The sequence below is a fragment of the Brevibacterium sp. UCMA 11754 genome (genome assembly GCF_021532275.1).
Classification (GTDB): Bacteria; Actinomycetota; Actinomycetes; order Actinomycetales; family Brevibacteriaceae; genus Brevibacterium.
Genome location: NZ_JACBOT010000001.1, coordinates 20,291 through 43,400 on the forward strand (window position 1 = coordinate 20,291; position 23,110 = coordinate 43,400).

General features: G+C 63.9%; 23 protein-coding genes and 1 pseudogene. 12 read left to right on the top strand and 12 right to left on the bottom strand.

What is annotated here, in order from left to right; all coding sequences use genetic code 11:
• Positions 1-5 precede the first annotated feature (5 nt).
• Genes HX613_RS00100 through HX613_RS00110 form a run of 3 tightly spaced genes read right to left on the bottom strand, consistent with a single transcriptional unit; the run spans position 6 to position 1,286 of the window.
• Positions 6-374 (bottom strand): VOC family protein, encoded by a 369-nt coding sequence (locus HX613_RS00100; protein ID WP_235343453.1) that lies wholly within the window; start codon positions 372-374, stop codon positions 6-8.
• Complete coding sequence (locus HX613_RS00105) at positions 371-709, bottom strand: hypothetical protein (protein ID WP_235343454.1); 339 nt, start codon at positions 707-709, stop codon at positions 371-373. Before HX613_RS00105 ends, HX613_RS00100 begins: the two co-directional genes overlap by 4 nt.
• A 43-nt stretch (positions 710-752) precedes the next feature.
• Entirely contained in the window at positions 753-1,286 is a 534-nt protein-coding gene (locus HX613_RS00110) for an O-acetyl-ADP-ribose deacetylase (RefSeq protein WP_235343455.1), read from the bottom strand.
• 110 nt (positions 1,287-1,396) lie between these two features.
• On the opposite strand from HX613_RS00110, the gene HX613_RS00115 reads away from it, so the two are divergent.
• Positions 1,397-2,275: a class II glutamine amidotransferase gene (locus HX613_RS00115; protein WP_235343456.1), complete on the top strand. Its 879-nt coding sequence runs from the start codon at positions 1,397-1,399 to the stop codon at positions 2,273-2,275.
• A 12-nt stretch (positions 2,276-2,287) separates the two neighbouring features.
• Here the strand turns inward: HX613_RS00115 and HX613_RS00120 are convergent, their stop codons facing one another.
• From HX613_RS00120 to HX613_RS00145, 7 genes and pseudogenes are all read right to left on the bottom strand, one after another.
• Positions 2,288-2,521: a hypothetical protein gene (locus HX613_RS00120; RefSeq protein WP_235343457.1), complete on the bottom strand. Its 234-nt coding sequence runs from the start codon at positions 2,519-2,521 to the stop codon at positions 2,288-2,290.
• A gap of 308 nt (positions 2,522-2,829) precedes the next feature.
• Entirely contained in the window at positions 2,830-4,185 is a 1,356-nt protein-coding gene (locus tag HX613_RS00125) for a signal peptidase I (protein ID WP_235343458.1), read from the bottom strand.
• A gap of 2 nt (positions 4,186-4,187) precedes the next feature.
• Positions 4,188-4,634: a hypothetical protein gene (locus tag HX613_RS00130; RefSeq protein ID WP_235343459.1), complete on the bottom strand. Its 447-nt coding sequence runs from the start codon at positions 4,632-4,634 to the stop codon at positions 4,188-4,190.
• Between the two features lie 57 nt (positions 4,635-4,691).
• Positions 4,692-4,919, bottom strand: a pseudogene (locus HX613_RS22905) (SipW-dependent-type signal peptide-containing protein); the annotation flags it as partial.
• A gap of 14 nt (positions 4,920-4,933) precedes the next feature.
• On the bottom strand, positions 4,934-5,539 hold the full coding sequence (locus HX613_RS00135) for a SipW-dependent-type signal peptide-containing protein (protein ID WP_235343460.1): 606 nt from the start codon (positions 5,537-5,539) through the stop codon (positions 4,934-4,936).
• A gap of 263 nt (positions 5,540-5,802) precedes the next feature.
• Complete coding sequence (locus tag HX613_RS00140; RefSeq protein WP_235343461.1) at positions 5,803-6,027, bottom strand: sulfurtransferase TusA family protein; 225 nt, start codon at positions 6,025-6,027, stop codon at positions 5,803-5,805.
• A complete protein-coding gene (locus tag HX613_RS00145) occupies positions 6,024-7,079 on the bottom strand; it encodes a YeeE/YedE family protein (RefSeq protein ID WP_235343462.1) in 1,056 nt (351 codons plus the stop codon). Before HX613_RS00145 ends, HX613_RS00140 begins: the two co-directional genes overlap by 4 nt.
• Before the next feature lie 277 nt (positions 7,080-7,356).
• Between HX613_RS00145 and HX613_RS00150 the strand changes: the two genes are divergently transcribed.
• The 11 genes from HX613_RS00150 (at position 7,357) to HX613_RS00205 (ending at position 19,025) form a co-directional block, all read left to right on the top strand.
• On the top strand, positions 7,357-8,541 hold the full coding sequence (locus HX613_RS00150) for a 4-hydroxybenzoate 3-monooxygenase (protein WP_235343463.1): 1,185 nt from the start codon (positions 7,357-7,359) through the stop codon (positions 8,539-8,541).
• A 46-nt stretch (positions 8,542-8,587) separates the two neighbouring features.
• Entirely contained in the window at positions 8,588-9,388 is an 801-nt protein-coding gene (pcaH, locus tag HX613_RS00155) for a protocatechuate 3,4-dioxygenase subunit beta (RefSeq protein ID WP_235343464.1), read from the top strand.
• The gene (pcaG, locus tag HX613_RS00160; protein WP_235343465.1) at positions 9,381-9,953 is read left to right on the top strand and encodes a protocatechuate 3,4-dioxygenase subunit alpha; all 573 of its coding nucleotides are present in this window, start codon (positions 9,381-9,383) and stop codon (positions 9,951-9,953) included. The genes pcaH and pcaG overlap by 8 nt, the downstream gene beginning before the upstream one ends.
• A gap of 51 nt (positions 9,954-10,004) precedes the next feature.
• On the top strand, positions 10,005-11,390 hold the full coding sequence (locus tag HX613_RS00165) for a lyase family protein (RefSeq protein ID WP_235343466.1): 1,386 nt from the start codon (positions 10,005-10,007) through the stop codon (positions 11,388-11,390).
• Between the two features lie 6 nt (positions 11,391-11,396).
• Positions 11,397-12,698, top strand: coding sequence for a bifunctional 3-oxoadipate enol-lactonase/4-carboxymuconolactone decarboxylase PcaDC (gene pcaDC / locus HX613_RS22910; protein WP_442862575.1), 1,302 nt, complete (start codon positions 11,397-11,399; stop codon positions 12,696-12,698).
• 170 nt (positions 12,699-12,868) lie between these two features.
• Entirely contained in the window at positions 12,869-14,071 is a 1,203-nt protein-coding gene (locus HX613_RS00180; RefSeq protein ID WP_235343467.1) for an MFS transporter, read from the top strand.
• A 223-nt stretch (positions 14,072-14,294) separates the two neighbouring features.
• The gene (locus HX613_RS00185) at positions 14,295-15,737 is read left to right on the top strand and encodes an MFS transporter (protein ID WP_235343468.1); all 1,443 of its coding nucleotides are present in this window, start codon (positions 14,295-14,297) and stop codon (positions 15,735-15,737) included.
• A 53-nt stretch (positions 15,738-15,790) separates the two neighbouring features.
• Complete coding sequence (locus HX613_RS00190) at positions 15,791-16,261, top strand: FABP family protein (protein ID WP_235343469.1); 471 nt, start codon at positions 15,791-15,793, stop codon at positions 16,259-16,261.
• A gap of 200 nt (positions 16,262-16,461) precedes the next feature.
• On the top strand, positions 16,462-17,259 hold the full coding sequence (locus HX613_RS00195; RefSeq protein ID WP_235343470.1) for a transporter substrate-binding domain-containing protein: 798 nt from the start codon (positions 16,462-16,464) through the stop codon (positions 17,257-17,259).
• Positions 17,260-17,445: 186 nt separating this feature from the next.
• On the top strand, positions 17,446-18,240 hold the full coding sequence (locus HX613_RS00200; RefSeq protein ID WP_235343871.1) for an amino acid ABC transporter permease: 795 nt from the start codon (positions 17,446-17,448) through the stop codon (positions 18,238-18,240).
• The gene (locus HX613_RS00205; RefSeq protein WP_268826463.1) at positions 18,240-19,025 is read left to right on the top strand and encodes an amino acid ABC transporter ATP-binding protein; all 786 of its coding nucleotides are present in this window, start codon (positions 18,240-18,242) and stop codon (positions 19,023-19,025) included. Before HX613_RS00200 ends, HX613_RS00205 begins: the two co-directional genes overlap by 1 nt.
• A 112-nt stretch (positions 19,026-19,137) precedes the next feature.
• On the opposite strand, the gene HX613_RS00210 is transcribed toward HX613_RS00205, so the two are convergent.
• Both HX613_RS00210 and HX613_RS00215 read right to left on the bottom strand, forming a co-directional pair.
• Entirely contained in the window at positions 19,138-20,184 is a 1,047-nt protein-coding gene (locus HX613_RS00210; protein ID WP_235343471.1) for a proline racemase family protein, read from the bottom strand.
• Between the two features lie 6 nt (positions 20,185-20,190).
• Entirely contained in the window at positions 20,191-23,061 is a 2,871-nt protein-coding gene (locus HX613_RS00215) for an aminotransferase class I/II-fold pyridoxal phosphate-dependent enzyme (RefSeq protein ID WP_235343472.1), read from the bottom strand.
• Positions 23,062-23,110 lie beyond the last annotated feature (49 nt).

Genomic DNA, 23,110 nt, shown 5'->3' on the forward strand with positions numbered 1-23,110 from the left:
ATTCCTCATTCCCTGTCTTCGCTGGATCGGTGCGCGGTGATGTTGATGATGTTGCCGTCGGGGTCGCGGACGAAGAATCGCGTCACGCCCCATTCCTCGGTGGTGAGCGGATGGACGATGTCCAAGCCGCGATCAACCGCCTCGGCGTAGGCGGCATCGATGTCATCGACCTTGAGCGAGAGCACCGGGGTGATGGGAGCGGTGGCGTCCTTCGTGACGAGCTGGACGTGGGCTCCGGTCGCCGCCGAGGTGAAGCGGGCCACCCAGCCGAGGTTGAACTCCTCGATGCCCAGGCCGAGGAAATCTCCGTAGAAACCTCGGGCCGCGTCTATGTCGGAGACCGGAATGTCAGGGATGACGTCGTGGACCTTCATGTTCTGCCGCCTTCCGATCGAGCAGGGGGTACGAGCCCGGCCCTGATCTGCTGCACATTGTACTTGTTCTTTCCCCAGTCGAAGATCTGGAGGGGAAAGGCACAGGCGCTCCGGATGCGCACGAAAGTGCCGTCCGATGCCTGACCGACTTGGACGGTGATCTTCTCGCCCCAGCTCCTCCACGTCGTCCTGAAAGAAGCGGACAGCACCCCCGAATGCGACATCGCAATCGCCCCGGCGGCGCCCTGCTGACTCCGCAGCACTTCGAATGCCCTCTGCCAAACATCGGCGGCGGCGATGGGGACGGTCATCGTCTCTTCATAGCTTGTGCCCATGAAACCAGAGTAGCCGCGGGCTACTGTCCACGTCAGTTGATTTTCACCATTGGTCGTGGTCGAATACCTGGCAGAACACGCTCGTCATCGAGTCGCTGAAGAGGACGAAGACCACCTCGGCGATGGACTCCCAACGCCCGCGTTCGCGGCCGTCGACGATGACGGCGTGAGCCGCCTCGGCGACGGCCCGGGCCGACCAGCCGTAGACTCCTCCCCCGATGGCAGGAAAGGCCACCGAGGCGGCACCGAGCTCCTCGGCCACGTTGAGGCTCGATTCGAAGCAGGATTCGAGCACCTCGGGATCGGCTTCGCCCTGGTGACGATTCGGACCGACGGTGTGGATGACCCACTTGGCCTCGAGCGCGCCGGCGGTAGTGGCGACGGCCTGACCTGCGGGAAGGCCGCGCGGGTGGCTGGTTTGGCGTACCTCTCGGCAGGCCTCGAGCAGTTCGGGTCCGGCTGCCATGTGGATGGCGCCGTCGACGCCGCCTCCGCCGAGCAGACTTGAGTTGGCGGCATTGACGATCGCGTCCACGGACTGCTCGGTGATGTCTCCCTCGAGTACCGTGATCTTCATGGTTCGAGTCTAGTCAGCACTACGTTCCGGGAACAGTGTGCGGACGTACGATGAAGGTCATAGCCGCCTCGGCGAGGCAGACGGCCTTCTGCGGAAGGAAACGACGTACCATGTGCAGACTTCTCGGCTACATCTCCCCCACTCCGGCGAGCGCAGCGGATCTCATCGGTGCCGAGGAATGTCGGCCGTGGCAGAACTTGGGCCGACTCCATGCCGATGACTGGGGCACCGCGTGGATCCGACCGGAATCTGATTCAGCCGAATCACCCCGTCCGCAGGAAACCACCTCGGGCACCTTCGACACCGGCCCCGACGTGCAGGACACCGTGCCTCGGGGAGGACGTCTTGAAAGGTATCGCACTCCGCACGAGGGAGCCGACGACCCTCATCTCACGGAAGTCCTCACCTTCCGTCCGACGGTCGCGCGGATCACTCACTTGCGCATGGCCACGCACGGGGCCGTCGACCTCACCGAGAATTCGCACCCCTTCCTCGCCGACAACATCGCCTTGGCTCACAACGGGTCCATCCAACCGATAGAACGCCTACGCGAATACGTCACGGCTGCCGAGGCCGAGCGCATCGGCGGAACTACAGACACCGCAATCCTGTTCGCCCTCATTTTGCGACGATTGGGTCAGGGCGAACCTCTGTTCGATGCCACAATAGCGACCGTTCGGATGCTGCGGGCAGACTTCGACCATCCGGGGATCAATCTGCTCGTACTCAATGCCGAGGAGATGATCGTCGTCCATGCGACTGCGGGAACACCGATTCCATATAAGAACTTCGGCACTTCCGGCACTGGCGGCGAACTGCCACGCGATCACAAGGACCGCTGCCACCGAATGAACTGGCAGCACTTCGAGAACGGAGCGATGATCGTGTCGTCCTCGGGCCTTGATCATAAGGGTTGGAGTCTCATCGACCAGAACACGGCGATGCGCCTGACTGTGGCGGATGGTGCGAGGACTGTGGTGGGGGTGTGAGGCTCAGAATATTTATGTCAGGTTGCGACAGTTTCCGCCGATTCCGCCCAGCAGACCAGCGTTGCTCGCGACGGAGGCGGGCTTCGATTGCCAACCGCTTTCATGCTCGGCCACGAACGCGATCTCCAGTTCGGTTCCGAGACCGAGCAGCCCGCCGAGGAGGTTGGTGGGTACATCAGTTGTATAGGTGCCGTCACCGTTGGAAGTGGTGTTCGACGTGAGGCTGAACCCAGTCAGTGGTGCCAACACGGATCCAAGACCACGAGTAGATGCTTTGACGACGATGTCATCGAGTTGATAGCCCGCCGGCGGTTTCCAGTACACCCTAACTCGAGCCCCAAGGCCGAGGACCGATCTGAATTCGCAGGATTTGGTCAAGGCTGGTGCTGGGATCGTCGCGGCTGAAAACGACCCAGCCGATTCCTCTGAGTCAGCCCACCCGGCCATGGTCGAGCGCGCACCCGACAGGCCCAGCGCGAGCATGACGAGAGCCAGGCCAGCGATGAGGGCCTGAACTCGTCGGTTCCGAATTATCCGTAGCCTATCGTTTCGAGTCATGACGTTCTCCGACTACGCGTCCTGGCAACGACTGTCGAACCTGTTGCGATGAGTACGCTCGCGAAAAGCAGAATCCACATCCATCCCTCGATGCCGGTTCGCGGGAGGTCACCGGGGGCGTCAGGATCGTCAGGACCCGGTGCTACAGGTTCACCCGGGTTCCCAGGGCCGAGTGAGACCTCTTCTCCTTGACCAGTTGCGGTCAGACGGACTCCGCTGCGGTGGCCGGCGACCGCCTCCGCGTCGGCATTCTCATTCATCGTGACCGTCACCTGCACTCGTCGTTTCTCATCGCTGGGCATTTCGAGCAGTCGTCGATCATTGTCGGGTGCAGCCCCGAGGTCGGTCAGCGCCGCTCGAGTAATCGGCTTCGCCGCCCCGCCGGGGCACTCGTCGATCGGCACCATCTGTGAACAGGTGCGTACGTCGACAACCAGCTCGGAGGCGATCGGCTCCGTCAGCTGTCCGGAGCCAATCTCCAACTCCACTGTCCCTGGATCCGGCGCATCAGCCCAGACATCGACAGTCCAGTCCGCGGAGGCACCCGGGCTCAGGCTGAGCATCTTCGTCTCGTCACCAACGGCACGCATCCGCAGGTACTGCCCGCGCACCTCGGCGGTGGTGTTCTCTGCGGTGGCGCCGACTGCCGAGGCAGCGACGCCTTCAGCGGTTGCAGCCACTGGCATCGGCCCATCGATCGAGCCGAATGGACCGCTGTTGGTCGCCAGCAGCACAACCGCGACCGGCAGCACGAATGCATGCTTCGGTGAGCGGGTCACGGCTGATTGGGCAGTGAAGTGCGCCGAAGGCTGTGCAGCCGTGGTGGCGTCCTCGCCCTTCTCCGCGAGTTCATCACCATCGTCCTTCTTCGCGTGTCGTGGCCAGAAAGCCCAGACGACGAGCAGGGAAGCTGCGATCGTGATGCCGCCGAGCAGGAATGGATTACGCATCGATTGGATGGCGGGCGCGACCCCTGGAATCGAGAACATGACCTTGCGGACGGTGTCCGCCGTGTAGGGCTCGGGGTCCTTCGCTTCGTTGGCATCGCCCTTCATCTCGAAGGTGACCTGCCCGGACGAACTGCCAGCGTCCAAAATCGACGTCACGCGGTGGGTCACGGGAAGGACGTTCTCGCCGCGATCGGCGGTGATGATGTCTCCGACCTTCATCTCCTCGGCGGGGATCTCTTGGACGAAGGCGATCGATCCGGCTTCGATGGTCGGGCTCATCGATCCCGTCTTGAACATCATGATCGATATGTTGAAGACGAAGCTGAGGATGACGAGGACGATGCACACCGCCCCCAGTGCGGCGAGGACGTTGAGCAGTGCTCCGCCGAGCCACTTAACCACGATCAGCCACCTGCCGGAACAGATTCACCGTTGAACGTCCACGTATGAGCGGCGCTCGTTCCCTGGGCAGCACTCGGAGTGGCGGTCGGTAGGACGACTTCGAAGCAGTAGGCTTGGACCGACCCTGCTGTGGAGCTGACCGTCTGCTTCGATGCGCTCGTGACAGAATTTCTCAACGGCTGTTTGGAGGCTCCCCCACCGAAGACAAAGCTCGGCGAACCGGCGAACGCCGAGGCGTCGCAGGCAGAGGCGAAGGCCTCGGCAGCCGAGGGGAAGGATTTCGTCACCGCACGGTATTCGAGATTTCCGGCAATGGTGCTCGAGGTCCCGGCTACGCCGTTGCCTGCGACCTGGATCTGACCTTTCATCGTGGTATCGGCCGTCGTCCTCACATAGGCGGGAGCGTAGACAGTCGAGCCCGGGTACATTCCGGTGGCTTTGAAGGTCATTTCGCGGCTGTTGCTCCATGTCTTGTCGACTGACAGGTCGATTTTGAACCTGCCTGCCTCGAATGTCCCCGAGGCAGTCTCGGTATCGGTCCAGGCTGCAAGGGTTGCGGTGGCGCCGATGCCGAAGACCAGGCCTCCCGCGAGAACCGCTTTGATCCGCTGGTTGCGCAGCGCTCGACTATTCCGCGCATGAGCCCGGTTTTGCCGTCGACTGTCTGAGCGGGGCCCTGACGAGACCCGCTCAGACGGGTTGGGGTCACGCAGCGGACCCGAGGTGAACCTCACGGAGACCGATCTGACTATTCAGCCGAGGTCGCGGTGAACTGCCACTGGGCAGTTGCGGCCTGACCCTGTGTCAGGCTGTCATCGGCGGTGACCTGGAAGCACAGAGTGACGGGTGCACCTGCAGTGGCGTCTGCGCCGGCAGTGAGGTCAAAGCCCTGGGCGCCTGCGACAGAGCCTATGGCCGTGCCAGCAGGGACGATCGAGGTGCCGGTCGCGTCCGCACTGCAGGCGCCTGCGTTGGCGACAGAGACTATTCCGTAGGTCAGCGCCTCAGCGTTGCCGCCGCTTCCCGCAGCATTTTCGAGAACCACGCTCGCGTCATATGAGGTGTCGCCGTCGAGCCTGAGAACGAACGGTGCCGCCACGGTGTCGCCGGGGGTGAGGTTGTCGCCGCCGTCGAGGTCGAATGTCAGATTCGCCGCACCATCGGCACTGGTGTGATCGGTGAAGTCGGTGCCATTGGTGCTTCCCTGCACATTGAACGAACCGGCGCCGAAGGTCCCTTCGGCCCATTCGTTGTCCGTCCAGGCGGCCAGCGTCACCGCAGCTCCGACACCGAGAACGATGCCACCCGCGAGGATGGCCTTGAACTTGCGAGAACGCGTCGTGGACTGCGTCATTCTGACTCCTTGAAAAAGCACATATGTGCACAAAACACCAACAGTGGTGACTTGCTCATTATCATACAATTACTTTTGCAATAAAATCGTTAATCACACCTGTGCTTTTCGGCACAGCCACGAATGCCAAACAGCCACAGCCCCCGATCCCGGATCGATATTCGCAATCTGCCCGCGGGCAGCACAAAGGCGGCCCTGCGAATTTCGCAGGGCCGCCTCGGCAGTGGGGATGGTCGCGTGCTCGAGGGGAGCTCTGTGGCCGATCAGGCCTTCTGAACAGTGATCGTCCAGCTGGCGCCTCCGGTGCGATCGAAGTGGGTCACGGGGTATCCATTCTCCGCAGCCCACTGGGGAATCGCCTCGGTGGCTTGGGTGCAGTCGAAGTTGATGACGAGCTCATCTCCGTTGTCCATTCCGCCGATTGCATCCTTGGCCTCAACCAGAGGGAAGGGGCAGACAAGACCGTTTGTCTCTAATACCTGTTTCATACGCTCCTGCTCTCTACGGGCTGCGCGGCACCTGTCCGCGCTCCTGACTTGATGGTGAATTTCGCGGCGACTCCAGCGCCGACGATCATGAAGAAGGTCGCGACCCAACCCTGATATTCGAACTGTGCGGTCGAGACCATGGCGTTGCCGACGGTGCAGCCGCCGGCGATCGCGGCACCGACGCCCATCCCGCTTCCGCCGAGGATGGACTTGACCACGGTCCCCTGATCGGGAACGCGAATCCGGAACTCGCCTGAGGCCTTCGCCGCGATGAACGATCCGAGGAGGATGCCGATGACGAGCATGACGCCCCAGTCGACGAGCGAGGAGTCGCCCGTGCCGAGGAATGTCGTGAGATTCGCCGAGGGGGTCGTGATTCCCAGACCCGAGTTCCGTCCGGTCGCAGCCGAGAGCGGCCAGGCGATCGTGGCGATGACGCCGATGACAACGGCCGTGACGAACGGGTTCCAGCGCTTCTCCGTGAGGATATGGGCCAGGCCCTTCTTCAGCGGCGGCAGGGTCGCGACGGGCGTGGCGGTCTTCTTGTTGTGGTGGACGGTGACGGCAATGGCCACGGCGGAGATGATCGCAACGAAGACCCACGGGCTCAGCCCCGTCGATGCCTGGAGCGTGCCGCTCTCGATCGTGATCGAGCGCAGCCCCTCCGTCGCCGAGGCGAGCGGACCGTTCTTCATCACCGCGGAGACGAGCGCATAGAAGATCAGTGCGAACCAGCTGCCGACCAGACCTTCACCGGCCCGGTAATAGGTGCCGGTGGCACATCCGCCGGCCAGCACCATGGCGAAGCCGAAGATGAGGCCGCCGATGATCGACGCCAACCAGGGGAATGGCGAGGCCTCCAAGGTAATGACGCCGAGCCCGTTGAGCAGGAACAGCCCGATCGAGTGCACGGCGATGAGGAGGATGAGTGCCGAGAACCACCTGGTGTTCCCAGTCAGTGTGAGATCGCGGAAGGCTCCGGTCACGCAGAAACGCCCCCGCTGGAGGACGAACCCGAGTGCCAGGCCGACGATCAATCCGGTGATGATCATTCATGAGCTTTCTGCTTGTAGGCAGCTGGCTGCCGTGACGATTCATGTGTTGAGCTATCTTTTGCCGAGGCGGGCTGGGTAGAACGCTCGCACCTCACCTCGTGAACACAACGCCCTTCATTCTGCTCAACAATCTGATCGTTCGTCAACATCACCGCCCGAATCCCCGTCGATCCCGGAGTCCGCACAGACGTTCTTCTCATTCATTGATAACTTCCTCGCCTTGTGTCAGTGACTGGGCGCACACTGAGAGGACAGTTACGGCAAGGAGGCCCAGGTGCCAGAATTTCAGACCGACGTCGCTATCGTCGGAGCAGGTCCGGCCGGGCTTCTGCTCGCCCACACGCTGCATAATGCAGGGATCGACTCAGTCGTCATCGACAACCGCAGCCGCGACGACATCGCCCACACCCACCGGGCAGGCATCCTCGAGGCCGGGTCCGTGCGCATGCTCGAGGCCCAAGGCATCGAGTCCCGCGTGCACACCGCCGGCCACCGCCACGACGGCATCGACATCCGCGTCGACGGTGTCAGCCACTCCTTCGACTTCCCGAGCCTCGTCGGCGAATCCGTGTGGCTCTACCCGCAGAACGAGATCTTCGTCGACCTCTCCGCTGCCCGCGAACGCACCGGACGCCCCACCTTCTACTCGGTCACCGACACCGCGATCGGCGATATCGAGACCGAGCAGCCGTGGGTGAGTGCGACGACCGAGGACGGCGAGGAACTGACGATCAATGCCCGCTACGTCATCGGCTCCGACGGCTCCCGCGGGCCCTGCCGGGCGATGATCCCAGCAGGCACGAAGCAGCGCTTCTTCCACGAATACCCCTTCGCCTGGTTCGGGATCCTCTGCGAGGCACCGGCCAGCCACGAGGTACTCATCTACTCCCGCTCCGAACGCGGCTTCGCCCTGATCTCCCAGCGCAGCGAGTCCGTGCAGCGCATGTACTTCCAAACCTCCCCCGACACCGAGGTGGTCGATTGGTCCGATGACCGCATCTGGTCGGAGCTGCAGTCCCGAGTCGACGGACCCGACGGCTTCCAGCTCAAAACGGGTGCGATCATCGACAAGAACATCCTGCCCTTCCGCTCGGCCGTGACCGAGCCGATGCAGCACGGTTCCCTGTTCCTCGCCGGCGACAGCGCCCACACCGTTCCACCCACCGGGGCCAAGGGCCTCAACCTCGCCTTCGCCGACGTGTCAGTGCTTGCCCCGGCGCTGATCTCAGCGTGCAAGAACTCCGACGCCGAGGCGCTGGCCGGGTATTCGCAGACCGCGACGAAACGTGTGTGGAAGGCTCAGAACTTCTCCTACCAGATGACCCGGATGCTCCACACCGACCACAGCCAGGATGCGTTCGAAACGAAGCGCAGCCTCGGCGAACTCAATTCGATCCTCGAATCCGAGCACGGGCGGCGCTACCTTGCCGAGTGCTACACAGGCTGGCCCCAGGGCTGAGCAGGCACAACACAAAGAACCCCCACACCGAGAAGAAAGGTTCGACATGGGAGCACAGAAACTCTCCGGCCCGGACGATGCAGCCGAATCACAGCAGACGTTGTCTGCCGAGATCGAAGCCATCGAGACCGAACATAAGAACGCAGTCGCCGCCGGCACACCGGCCGAGACACAGCCGCGCCTGGACTACCCGCCGTACCGGTCCTCGATTCTGCGGCACCCGACGAAGGACCCTCGGCACACGGATCCGGAGACCATCGAGCTCTTCTCCCCCGCATTCGGCCACCGCGACCTGGCGAACCTCGAATCCGACCTCACGATTCAGGCTGGCGGGGAGCCGATCGGCGAACGCATCAAGGTCACCGGTCGCGTCCTCGACGGCAACGGCCGCCCGGTCCGAAACCAGCTCGTTGAGATCTGGCAGGCCAACTCCGCCGGACGCTACATCCACAAGCGCGACCAGCACCCGGCCCCGATCGACCCGAACTTCACCGGCGTCGGCCGCACCCTGACCGGCGACGACGGCTCCTACTCATTCACGACGATCAAGCCCGGCCCCTACCCGTGGAAGAACCACCACAATGCGTGGCGACCGGCCCATATCCACTTCTCGCTCTTCGGCTCTGAGTTCACCCAGCGCATGATCACTCAGATGTACTTCCCGGGCGATCCGCTGTTCGCCCTCGATCCGATCTACCAGTCGATCACGGATCAGAAGGCCCGCGACCGCCTCGTCGCCACCTACGATCACAACATCACCGAGCACGAGTTCCTCATGGGCTACAACTGGGACATCGTGCTCACCGGAGGCAACCGCACCTGGATGGAAGAAGAGGACGATGACTGACCAGAAGCTCACCGCGACACCCGGCCAGACCGTCGGCCCGTTCTACGGCTATGCCATGCCGTGGCCCGGCGACAACGAACTCGTTCCCCCAGGCAGGAACGGGGCCGTACAGCTCCACGGCTATGTCTACGACGGGGCAGGTGCACCCGTTCCCGATGCGATCCTCGAGATCTGGCAGCCTGATGGCAACGGCAATGTCTCCCGCAATTCGGGATCCCTGCGCCGTGATGGATTCACTTTCACCGGGTTCGGTCGCAACGAGGTCGACCCGGAAGGCCGCTACGTGTTCTCCACCCTCAATCCAGGGGCGACTGAGGCAGGCAAGGCACCGTTCATCAGCGTCGTCATCTTCGCCCGCGGACTGCTGAACAGGCTGTTCACCAGGATCTATCTCCCCGAGGACACCGAGGCTCTGGCGGCCGACCCGCTGCTGTCCTCCCTCGATGAGACAGAGCGGGACCGTCTCATCGCGACTCGCGGGGCTGACGGATCGCTGCGTTTCGACATACGGTTGCAGGGTGAGAACGAGACCCCATTCCTGCGGTTCCCCAGTCACGAAGACTGACAGGACTCACGAAGACTAAGTCACCGTTGCCGCCACCGGAGAGGACACACAATGACTGACACCGCTGCCCATACGCGCCTCCTGTTCGCCCCGGGCGACCTGCGAGGCGCAGAGGCCATCGACGATGTCGCCCTCGTGTCTGCACTCGGCGATGTGGAGTCGGCGTGGATCAACGCTCAGGCACATGCCGGGCTGATCTCCTCCGATGCCCGCGCCGAGGCGGTGACGGGCATCGAAGCCACCACCCGGTCGCTTCTCTCCGACTCCACCGAACTCGAGACGCTGGCCGCTGACGCCGAATCCGGTGGCAATCCGGTCATTCCGTTCCTCAAGACCGCGCGCTCACGACTCGGTCCGGATGCGTCCCGTGCATTGCACAAGGGCCTGACCAGCCAGGACGTCATGGATTCGGCGCTAGGACTGCTCATGGCCCGAGTTGCCCGCCAGACTCATGCACGCCTCGACGTCATCGCCGAGGTGCTCGTCGGGCTCTCCGAGGATCATGCCTCGACCGTGTGCTTGGCTCGCACCCTGACCCAACCGGCAATGCCGACGACCTTCGGGCTCAAGATCGCCTCCTGGGCCGCCGAAGTACACGAGGTCCAGAGCCTGACCCCGCGCATCGACTACGTGCAGGTCGGAGGGGCCGCGGGCACACGAGCCGCGATCCGCGAGTTCGCGGGGACCCAGACCGAGGCGCTGCTGCGCGAATTCCATGTGCAGCTGCGCGGACCCGACGCCGCGCTCACCAGCATCCCCGCGCCCTGGCACACCGACCGCGTCCGGGTCCTCAACTGGGCCTCTCACCTCACCCAATGTGTGACTGTCGGAGCCTCAATCGCCCGAGACGTGCTCATCGGCACCCGCCCGGAGGTCGGCGAACTGAGCCTGGCTGCAACCGGTGGGTCCTCGGCGATGCCGCAGAAGCTCAACCCCACCTCGGCGGTGCTGCTTCACCGCAACGGCATGCGCGCCCCCGGGCTCATGGCCACACTGACCTCGACCGCGGCCGAGGCGATCGAGGAGCGCTCCGACGGAGCCTGGCACGCAGAATGGCCTGCCCTGTCCGAGCTGATGGGCCTGGCCGTGTCCTCGCTCATCATGCTCCAGACGATGGTCGAAGGACTGAGCGTCAAGCCTGATGCGATGCGGAAGAACGTGGACGCCGCCAGTCCCGGCATCTATGCCGAACGCCTCAACATCGCCTTCGGCGACCGGCTGACGAAGACTCAGGTTCAGGACATCATCGCCCCTGGTGGCGACCCTGTGGCCGCGCTCAAAGCAGCCCTGGACCAGGCCGACGACGATCTGGAGAGCTTCTTCTCACCGGAGAACTACCTCGGCGACGCCGAAGACATCCGACAGACCATCATTGCCACAATCAACGGACCCGAGCCCGTATCGCCGGGGCTCCTCCCCTTCGCCTCAAGAAAGTGACCTGACGTGGAACTCACCGCATCTGTCCTTGCCGCCCCTGCCGCCGCCACTGCCACAGCGAACCCGCGCGTCCTCGTCGTCCTGCCTTCACTGGGCACCTCGGTGAGCGCGCTGTGGCAGTCAGCTGCCACCCACCTCGGCGGCGTGGATCCTGAGACGACGGTCATCGGCATCGACCTGCCCGGCCACGGCCGGTCGACGCCGGTCGACGTCCCCGCGGGGACGTCCGAGGTGCCCAGACTGACGATGAGCGACCTCGCCGAGGCGGTCCTGACCACCATCGACCGAGTCCTTCCCGACGTGGCCGGTTCTGCTGCCCGCATCAGCCTGGCCGGTGACTCGATCGGCGGCGCGATCGCCCTGCAGCTGGCCCTCGACCACGGTGACCGCTTCGACCGTGCCGCCGTGTTCTGCACCGGAGCCAAGATCGGTGAGGCCAGCGGTTGGGAGGAACGCGCGGAGGTCGTCGCTACCTCGGGCACACCCACACAGGTCATCGGTTCGGCCCAGCGCTGGTTCGGTGAGGGCTTCATGGATCGCGAGCCCGATGCTTCGGCTGCCCTGCTGCACTCGCTGCAGGACGCGGACCGCTTCTCCTATGCCGCGCTCTGCCACGCACTGGCCTCCTTCGACATCCGCTCGCGCCTATCAGAGATCGCCCTGCCGGTTCTCGCCGTCGCCGGGTCCGAGGATCAGCCGACCCCACCGACCAAACTCGCCGAGATCTCCAATGGCATCTCCGGTGCCCTCCTCGAGGTCATCGAGGGTGCCGCGCACCTCGTGCCTGCCGAAGCGCCGGCGGTCGTCGCGAGTCTGCTCCACGACTTCCTGGATGGAAACAACACGGGCGGAAACTCTGCGAACACACAGAGCTCGGACGCCGCCTCGGCGGAACTGCCCACTGCCTCCGGTCCACGTGAAGCCAGCCGGGACGAGGTTCGCGTGGCCGGAATGACCGTGCGCCGCCAGGTCCTCTCCGACGCTCACGTCGACCGCGCGAATGTGAAGGTCGATGACTTCACCGCCGACTTCCAGGACCTCATCACCCGCTACGCCTGGGGCGAGATCTGGACCCGCCCGGGCCTCGAGAAGCGCATGCGATCAGCGATCACACTGACCGCGATGATCGCCGGTGGGCATGAGGCCGAACTCGCGATGCACGTCAAGGCCGCCGTGCGCAATGGGCTCAGCCGCGACGAGATCAAGGAAGTCCTGCTGCAGTCGGCCATCTACTGCTCCGTGCCGAGTGCGAACACCGCATTCTCCGTGGCGTCCCAGGCACTGGCAGAGATGGACGAAGAAGGCTGAGCTTCCGGTAGCCCCGCTGTCGCTGTTCGAATCGTCACATTACGTCCGCGGGGCTATCGGCGGCTGTCGATGGGCAATAGGCTTGTTCGGTTGCAGTGAATCGCCCTATTGAGTCTCCGACCTCGGGCGTCACCGCGGTCCAAACCATTCACTTCACCCGAAGGAACTCCATGAGCGACGCTCCGGTGCCACGCCGCGTCTACAAATTCGCCGTCTTCGCCCTCGCGATCGGCGCATTTGCCATCGGTGTGACCGAGTTCGCCACGATGGGCCTGCTGCCCCATATCGCGCGCGAACTCGGCATCACCGTGCCCCAGGCCGGCCACGCCGTGTCGTTCTACGCCATCGGCGTCGTCGTCGGGGCACCCCTGATCACCACGATCGCTGCGCACATGGACCGCAAGAACCTGCTGCTGGGCCTCATGGGCCTCTTCGCCCTCGGCAACTTCGCCTCCATGCTCGCCCCCGACGCGACCCTGTTCAATATTGCGCGCTTCGCCAGCGGACTCCCCCACGGCGCCTACCTGGGCATCGGCGCAATCGTCGCGTCCTCCCTCGTGCCCTCGCACCGTCGGGGACGAGCGATGTCGCGAGTCATGCTGGGACTGACGATCGCGAACATCGTCGGCGTCCCCATCGCCACCGCACTGGGCAACATGCTCGGCTGGCGCAGCGCCTACGCCCTCGTCGCCGCTCTCGGCATCCTCACCGTCATCATGGTCGCCGTCGGCGTACCCCGCGTGAAGCTCAGCGGCGTGCCCTCGGCACGCGGTGAGATGAAGGCCCTGGCCCGACCGCAGATCATCCTCACCCTCGTTGCCGGCTCCGTCGGCTTCGGCGGCATGTTCGCCGTCTACACCTACATCGCCCCGACCATGACGGACGTCGCCGGCGTCCCCGAGGTCGCGATCCCCTGGGTCCTCGCGGTCTACGGACTCGGAATGACCGTCGGCTCCCTCATCGCCGGGCCCCTCGTCGACAAGTCCATCGAACGCTCCGGCATCGGCGGCATGATCCTCTCCGCCATCGTGCTCGCCGCCTTCGGCGCCTTCACCCACATCGCTGCCGTCGCGATCATCGCTCTCTTCCTCATCGGCATCGCCGGCTCGATGATCACGACCGCCCTGCAGATGCGTCTGCTGCGTGACTCCCACGACGCTCCGAGCCTGTCAGCGGCCATGAACCATGCCGCATTCAACCTCGCCAACGCCCTCGGCGCCTGGCTCGGCGGCATCGTCATCACCGCAGGCTTGGGCTACCGTGCACCCGCCTGGGTGGGCGTGGGCCTGTGCCTGCTCGGACTCATCGTCCTCATCATCGCAATCGCCCAGCGCCGAGGCGGCACCGCGAGCCGCACCACCGTCGAGCTCTGAGGCCGGTGGGGCTTGACGTCCTGGCGTGACGTGGCGTTCGGGTCGCGCAGATCGCTCGGACGTACAAGTAATCTCAACTTCTGATACCGTCGGATCGCACTGCGTGAGACAGGAGTAGTGTTTAGCAGTCGCCTCACACGCCAGTGTCCGGCGACTTTCATCTGACACGAGCACCATCCCGCCCGTGCCTTCGTATCTCGACAACAGCGGAGCACAAAAGAACATGTCCACCCATACACAGCCGGGAAACCCGAGCGCTCAGTCGGGCTCGGAGTCCGAATCCGATGTCATCGCAGCGACTCGGAAGAACAACACCCGGGGCAAGGTTCTCACCGCCTCGATGGTCGGCACCACGATCGAATTCTTCGACTTCTATGCCTATGCGACCGCCTCGTCGCTGGTGTTCCCGGCCCTCTTCTTCCCCAACCAGACGTCGACGACCCAGCTGCTGAGCTCCTTCGCGATCTTCGGTGTCGCCTTCGTCGCCCGACCCCTGGGCTCCATCATCTTCGGCCACTTCGGCGACCGCATCGGCCGCAAGAAGACACTCATCGCGTCCCTGCTCATCATGGGCATCGGCACCTTCCTCATCGGCCTCCTCCCAACCGCGAGCACTCCGGGCTGGATCGTCCTGGCCCCGCTGCTCCTCGTCCTCCTGCGCTTCTGCCAGGGAGTCGGACTCGGCGGCGAATGGTCGGGTGCGGCACTGCTGGCCACCGAGAACGCTCCGAAGGGCAAACGTGCCATCTGGGGAACCTTCCCGCAGCTGGGCGCCCCTGTCGGCTTCATCATCGCCAACCTGCTCTTCGTCGGGCTCAACAAATGGACCTCCCCCGAGGCGTTCCTCGCCTGGGGCTGGCGCATCCCGTTCCTGCTCTCAGCACTCCTCGTCGCCGTCGGCCTCTACGTTCGCATGTCCCTCATGGAGACTCCCGCCTTCCAGCTGGTCGCGCAGAAGCAGCAGATCTCCAAGGCCCCGCTCGCTGCTGTCTTCAAGACGAGCTGGAAGCCGCTGATCCTCGGCACCTTCATCATGTTCGCGACCTACGTGATCTTCTACTTCATGACCGCGTTCACCCTCACCTACGGCACCTCACCTGCCACCACCGGTCAGGCGAAGACCGCCGCCGAGGCTGCCGGCACGAGCTTCGACCCCGCCGGGTTCGTCGCTGGGCTGGGGTACACGAAGAGTGAGTTCCTCACCTACCTCATCATCGGCGTCGTGTTCTTCGGCATCTTCACCGTGGTCTCCGGACCGCTGGCCGAAAAGCTGGGACGACGCAAGATGCTCATGGGGGTCACGGTTCTCATCGCCACCTATGGTCTCGTCGTCAATGTACTGTTCAATTCAGGAACCCCAGGCGTCATCATCGCCCTGATCGTCGGCTTCATCCTCATGGGACTGACATTCGGTCCGATGGCCGCGTACCTGCCGGAGCTGTTCCCTGCCAATGTGCGCTACACGGGCTCGGCGATCTCCTACAACATGTCCAGCGTCATCGGTGCGGGCCCGGCACCGTTCGTCATGGTGGCCCTGTGGCAGGCCGAAGGTGGAACGATCTTCTACTGCGGCCTCTACATCATCGGGGCGGCGATCCTCACGCTCATCGCCCTGTTCCTGGCCAAGGACACCTCTGACCTCGACATGGAGGCTCAGCTGAGCTGAGTTCGATGCCCTAGGATCGAGACGAGGGCAACCGGCATCAGGGGAGGACGTCCATGGCACTTTCACCGCAGCTGCAACCCTTGATCGGCACCTGGCAGGGCACCGGATCGGGCCACTACCCCACGATCGACCCCTTCAGCTACAGCGAAGAACTGATCTTCCGCGACGTCGCCAAACCCTTCCTGGTCTATCAGCAGCGCACCTGGTCACCCGACGGACGGCCCATGCACATGGAAACGGGATTCCTGCGCAGCCCCACGCCCTCGACCGTCGAACTCGTGCTGGCCCAACCGACCGGGCACGCCGAACTGGCCGAAGGCACCCTGATTGCTGCGGAGGACGGACCGGTTCTCGAACTGCAGTCACCGCAGGTCCTCGTGGCTGCCTCGGCGAAGCCCGTTGAAGCAACCGCTCGAACCTACCGTCTGGTGGAGAATCAGCTGTCGGTCGACTTCTCCATGGCCGCCGTTGGAGCGGCCATGACTCACCACCTCCATTCGGACCTGGTCAGAGCCGAGGACTGACACAGATTCCGGGTCACGGCTGCCCGGGCCGAAACGGAACTTCAACACTACGATTTGGCAACGACCGCCTCGGCGAGGCTCCGTTCGTCATGTGTGTGACTCAGGACACGGTACGATTCCATTCAGACGTTGCTCAGACTTTTCCCGCGCGAGCGACACCTTTCTATGACATCGATGTCACTGACTCTCCTGGAGGAACTATGAAACGACGCTTGACTCTGGCCACGGTGGCCGTCGGCGCCATGCTCGCTCTGTCCGCATGCGGAGGAGGAGGCGAATCGGAGCCGGCAGCGACCGGCGAAGGTGGAGTCCCTCTGGTCAAAGAGGGCAAGCTGACGACCTGCACCCACCTGTCCTACCAGCCCTTCCAGTTCGAGAAGGACGGCGAGGTGGTCGGATTCGACGTCGACATCGTCGATGCCGTGGCGAAGAAGCTCGGCGTCGAGCAGGAGATCGTCAACACCTCGTTCGAAACGATCACCTCGGGCGCGGAATTCAACCAGAAGAAGTGCGATGTTGCGGCCGCGGCCACGACGATTCAGCCGAAACGTGAAGAAGCAGCCGATTTCTCCGAGCCCTACTTTGATGCGAACCAGGCGATCTTGACCAAGGGCGACAAGAAGGCCAAGGACGAGTCAGCGATTAAGGGTTTCAAGGTCGGCGCACAGGCGGGCACCACGGGCCTCGAGTACGCGACCGATCACTTCAAGGACTCCGAGGTCATCACCTATGAAGACCTGCCGCTGTCCCTCGAGGCGCTCAAGACCGGACAAGTCGACGCCGTGATCAATGACAACGGCGTGCTCTACAACTACAACACCGAGAATAAGGGCTTCGCGATCGGCTTCGATATCAAGACCGATGAGCACTACGGTATCAGCATGAAAAAGGGCAACACCCAGATGAAGAAGGCCGTCGACGACACTCTCAAGGAGATCAAGGATAACGGCGAGTACGACAAGATCTACAAGAAGTGGTTCGGCGAAGCTCCGAAATAGAAATCGCTGATCGGGCGGTCTGCCTCGGCTTTCAAGTCTGGGCTGGCCGCCCGTTGACCTGAGCAGACTCGGCACACCACGCCACCATCGTTGAAGGACTCACCCATGTCACCAACACCCGAGACCGGACGCGGCGGTCAGACCGGCCCCGCAGTCCCTCTCGCCACTGCCACCCCCAAGGCCAAGATGAGCAAGCGTCAGAAGGCGAAGCTCTCCCGTGGCATCCAGTACGCGATCCTCATCCTCATCGCCGTCGTCATCGCGCTCGTAGCGGATTGGCCAACGCTCATCGACACCTTCGGGCGCTTCGATATCGCCGTTGGAATGTTTCCTGAGGTCATCACCGGTGCGCTGAAGAACACCGTCATCTTCACAGCCCTCGGCTTCGTCCTCGGGCTGGCTATCGCTCTCGTCGTCGCTCTCATGAGACTGTCCTCGGTCGGCGTCTATCGCTGGCTCGCGACGATCTACATCGAATTCTTCCGCGGGCTGCCGGCGCTCGTTGTCTTCCTCGTCATGGGATTCGGGCTTCCCGTCGCGTTCCCCGGTTTCCTACTCCCCCAGCTGGTCATCATCATGATCGCCCTCGGCCTCGTGTCGTCGGCGTACATGGCGGAGACCATCCGCGCCGGCATTCAAGCTGTGCCCAAGGGCCAGGTCGAGGCAGCACGTTCACTGGGCATGTCGTCCTCGCGAGCAATGATCACGATCGTGCTGCCCCAGGCGATGCGCATCATCCTCCCGCCGCTGACCAATGAACTCATCCTGCTCACGAAGGACTCCTCACTGGCCTACATCCTCGGGTCCTCTGTCGACGGGCGCGAACTCGCCGCACTCGGCCGAGCCGAGATCGTCAACACAGCCAACCTCACCCCGTTCATCGTCATCGCGGTCTGCTATCTCATCATCACGATCCCGCTGTCCTATCTCTCACGCGTCCTTGAACGCAAATACGGTTCCGCCGAGCCAGGAGCGAAGTAATGTCCAGAACAGCCACCACCTCGGCGCGGGAGACCGCGACTCCGATCATCGCGATTCGGAACCTCAAGAAGAGCTTCGGGTCCAACCAGGTCCTCACGGACATCAACCTCGACGTCGACAAGGGCGAAGTCGTCTGCGTCATCGGTCCCTCGGGATCCGGCAAATCGACGATGCTGCGCTGCATCAACACGCTCGAGACCCCGACTGGCGGCTCGATCGTCGTCGACGGCATGGACATGATGGACCTCGATCTCGACATCGATGCCGCGCGCACCCGCATCGGCATGGTGTTCCAGTCCTTCAACCTCTTCGGCCACCTCACCGTGCGAGAGAACCTCACCATCGCCCAGACCAAGGTCCTGGGGCGCTCGAAGACGGAGGCGAACACCGTCGCCGAGGCGAACCTGGCGAAGGTGGGACTGTCTGAGAAGATCGCGGCCAAGCCCTCGTCCCTGTCTGGCGGTCAGCAGCAGCGAGTCGCAATTGCGAGAGCCCTGAGCATGGACCCCGATGTCATGCTCTTCGACGAGCCCACCTCGGCACTCGATCCAGAGACCGTGGGCGATGTCCTCCAGGTCATGCGCAACCTCGCCGAGGCCGGAATGACGATGGTCGTCGTCACGCACGAGATGGAGTTCGCCCGGCAAGTCGCCGACCGTGTCCTGTTCATGGACGGCGGGTACGTCGTCGAGTCCGGACCCGCCAGGGAGGTCATCGGCAGCCCGCAGGAGCAGCGGACGAAGGACTTCCTCTCCCGCGTGCTCAATCCCGGGCAACTGGGGTAAGGGCAATTCAGCTTCGCCGAGCGGGCACCTTAGCGTTGAGCGGCTATGGCAGAACCTAGCCCGTCAACGCTAATGTGACCGCTCGATGAAAGAGGTTGTCTGGGCAGCTTGCTCAGAGTGTGAAGCCGGCGGGGAACGGGTCGCTCGGGTCGAGTGTGTAGTGCGCGGTACCGGTGATCCAAGCGCTGCCTGTGATCGTGGGGATGACACCCGCATGCTCGGCGACGTTCGTCTCGTCGACCAGGCGGCCGGTGAACGAGGTGCCGATGAAGGACTCGTTGGTGAAATCCGTGTTCAACTCCAGCTCGCCACGGGCATGACGAACGGCCATGAGAGCGCTCGTTCCGGTTCCACCCGGTGAGCGGTCCAGCCAGCCGGGCGCATTGATGAGCACATGGCGCACGCCGAGGGAACTCTGCCCGCTGTCGCTTCCCGGTGCCAGGAACACCACGTGTTCGCAGCCGCGGTACCCCGACTCCGGATGCACCGGCTCCATCTGCTCGTTGACCGCGGCCATGACGTCCCGCCCGGCGGCGATGAAATCCTCCGCGCGATCACGCTCGAAGGGGATTCCGACTCCCTGCCCGTCAGAAGCGCCGTCCCCGATAGCGACCTCAGCAGCATTGACGAACGCATAGAAGTTGCCGCCGAAGCCGATGTCGCATGCCAGTTCACCGCGACCCGGCACGTCGACGATCTGGTCAAGCGCATGTGCATAGGACGGGACGTTGACGATAGTCACCGATTCGGCACGACCATCGTGCACGGCCACGTCGGCGGTGATGAGGCCGATCGGAGTATCGAGACGCACAGTCGTCACCGGTTCCTCCACGGTCACCATTCCGGTCTCGACGAGGACGGTGGCCACGGCGATTGTGCCGGCTCCGCACATCGGGAGCACTCCGGTGACCTCGATGAACAGCACGCCCCAATCGGCATCGGAATGCGTCGGCGGCTGCAGGATCGCGCCGGAGAGGCAGCTGCTGCCGCGCGGTTCGCACATGAGGAAGGTGCGCAGTTCATCGGAATTGGCGATGAACCATTCCCGACGCTCAGCCATCGTGGCACCGGGGAATGTTCCGCTTCCCCCGGTGACGACCCGCACGGGCAGGCCCTCGGTATGGGCTTCGACGGTCTGGATGAGTCGATTCGTGCGCATGTTCGGCTACTTCTTCGACTCGAGCGCATCCTTCGGCAGGATGACACGGTAGCCCAGACGGGCGTCGTAGCCGTGGATCTCCCTGGTGTCGAGGGCGGACATGAAGTCGAGCACCTCGGCGGTGATGACCTGGCCGGGTACGAGCACGGGGAATCCCGGCGGGTAGGGTGTGACGAACCCGGCAGAGACCGGCTGATCTCCTGACTCGATCCGACGGCCCAACTCCTCCGGGAGGACGTGTTCGATGTTCCACCGGCGCAGCCCGGCGTAGTAAGCGGTGCGCAGGTCACCATCGGGCAGCTGCCTCGACGGATCCTCAGCCAGTACCTCGGCGGCGTATTCCGGGGCGAAGGCGCTGAAGTCCGGCAGCGGCGGCATGATCTCGGCCGGCTCGTCGAGGGAGTACTCGGCCTGGAGTTCGTGCGGGTCGTTGAACTTCTCGGCCATCTTGACGAGGACCTCGATGAGGTAGGCCACGGCCGACCGTGACGTGCCGATGTTCGTCATGAACAGCACAGTGTTGCGGCTCGTTTTGTTGACCTGGATGCCGTAGCGGTCCATGAGGAAGTCGTGTTTGAAGGTGTCCCCGTCGACTCCGGTGCCGCTGATCTCGATGGTGATGCGGCTGGGATCGACGACGAACTCGTCGGTCGACCACGCATGCCAGAACGTCGCCAGACCATCGCGCAGAGGCATCGTGCGCTCGGTCTGCCGGTACTCCTCGGGGATGAGGTCGGCCGCGGTGAGCACCCGGAAGGTCTTCTTCAGCAGCGGATGGCGCGAGACGGCAGAGGCCAGGCTCATCGCCAAATCCAACTGCTTCTGCACGAGGGCGAAGCCCTCCATCTCGACCTGCCGGCGCCCCAAGTCCAAGGACGCGAGGATCTGGTAGTTCGGCGAGGTCGAGGTGTGCGTCATGTACGCCTCGTGGAACGAGTCCTCCGCTCCGTGTGAGAACTCCTGGTCGTAGACGTGGATCATCGAACCCTGCCGCAGCGAGGTCAGCGTCTTGTGCGTCGACTGGGTCGCATACACGCGCAGAACCGCGTCCGGCGGCGGCAGCAGCGACTCGTTCAGCCACACCTCGTCGGGGGCAGGTTCACCGGTCTCTGCATCGAAGAGACGCTCACGCTGCTCGCGATACGCCCTGGCATGGGCGTCCGTGTCGAGGGTCGCTTCGAGCCGCTCGGCTGCGACCATGGCGGTGCGCTTGCGGGTGACCGGGTGGAACCGGGCGAAGGCGAACCAGGCCTCGTCCCAGAGGAAGACCAGGTCGGGCTTGATCGCCAGGCATTCGGCCATGACCTTCTCCGGGTCGTAGACGATCCCGTCGAAGGTGCAGTTGGTCAGGGTGATCATCCGGACCTCATCGAGGCGGCCGGCGGCCCGGTAGTCGAGCAGGAGCTGCTTGATCCGGTTCAGCGGCACCGCGCCGTAGAAGGCGACGTCGTTGAGCGGGTACGCCTCGAGGTAGGCGGTCCTGGCACCCGTGAGCATGAGCGCATGGTGGTGCGACTTGTGGCAGTTGCGGTCGACCATGACGACCTCGTCGGGTGAGACGACGGCCTGGTGGACGATCTTGTTCGCCGTCGAGGTCCCGTTCGTCACGAAGTAGGTCCGCTTCGCGCCGAAGGCCCTGGCCGCCAGGGACTGCGCCTTCTTGATCGTGCCGACCGGCGCCAGCAGGGAGTCCAGCTCACCCGAGGTGGCACTGGTCTCTGCCAGCAGCAGGTTGAGGCCGTAGAAGTCGACGAAGTCACTGATCCACTTCGATCCGACGACCGAGCCGCCACGGGAGACGGGCAGGGCGTGAAAGACACCGGCCGGGCGGCGCGCGTGCTCACGGATCGCGGTGAAGAACGGAGTGTCATAGAGGTGCTGGACGCGGCGCAGCAGAGACAGGTGGAGCTCGAACTGGTCCTCACGGCGGAAGACACGACGGAACCGATGGGTCAGGGCTCCGGCCAGGCTCTCGATGTGGGCACCGGCCATGAGGTAGAGGTCGAGCTCCGGGCGCAGACCGGCCAGAGTGTCTGCCAGACGCAGCACTCGACGGACCGAATTGAGTGGACTCATCGGCATCGTCGGCGAGTCGGTCGTGCCCTGGTGGGCCAGCTCGACGGCGCTGCGCAGATCGCGGCTGAGCACCTGCCGGGTTCGGTCGGTGAAGCCGGGGCGGATGACGCAGGCGAGCAGGTTCGGGTTCGTCAGCGCCGCCGCGACCGCATCGTCTGCGGTGGGGACGATGACGTAGTCGTAGATGAACTGGTCGGAGGAGTGGCGCAGCTTGAGCAGGTCGGTATGCAGCTCATCGCGGCCACCCTCGGTGGTCTCATCGACGATGAGGACCTCGAAGCGGGGGCGCGAATCCTGGCGGTCCTTGTGCTCGGCACGCTCGTCCTCGGTGAGGTCATCCTCGGCGACGTCGGGGACTGTGGTTCCGCGCAGGCGGTTGACGGCACGCGTGATCATGTCGTGGGCCTTGTCGAACTCACCGTTGGAGAGCAGCTCGGCGATGTCCTCGACGTAGCGCTGCCCGAAGCCGCCCCAGTACAGTTCGATCGTCTTCAGCGACCGCAGCGAACGCCAGACCTCACCGTCGGCGGCGATCATCGAGAAGTCCCCGCCGCTGATGGCCAGACGCTTGATCGCGAACTTCAGGTACTCCCAGGCGTCCGAGCGCAGACGCCAGGTGCTCGCTGGCATTCCCGGATCGCGTTCGAGCTGCGACTTCTTCGGCCGAGACCGGAAGCCCGTCTCTGTGGATCCCCCAGACGAGTCAGAGTCCAGCCGCTTCCGGGGCGTCCCTCCGGCCGCTGCCGGTCCAGGCATGAATGATGCCTGTCCCGAGTGTTCGTCGGAGTCGATGCCGGTCATACTTGAGCCTCCTGGCGATGAAGTATCTCGATGTCGAGCGATCCCCTGC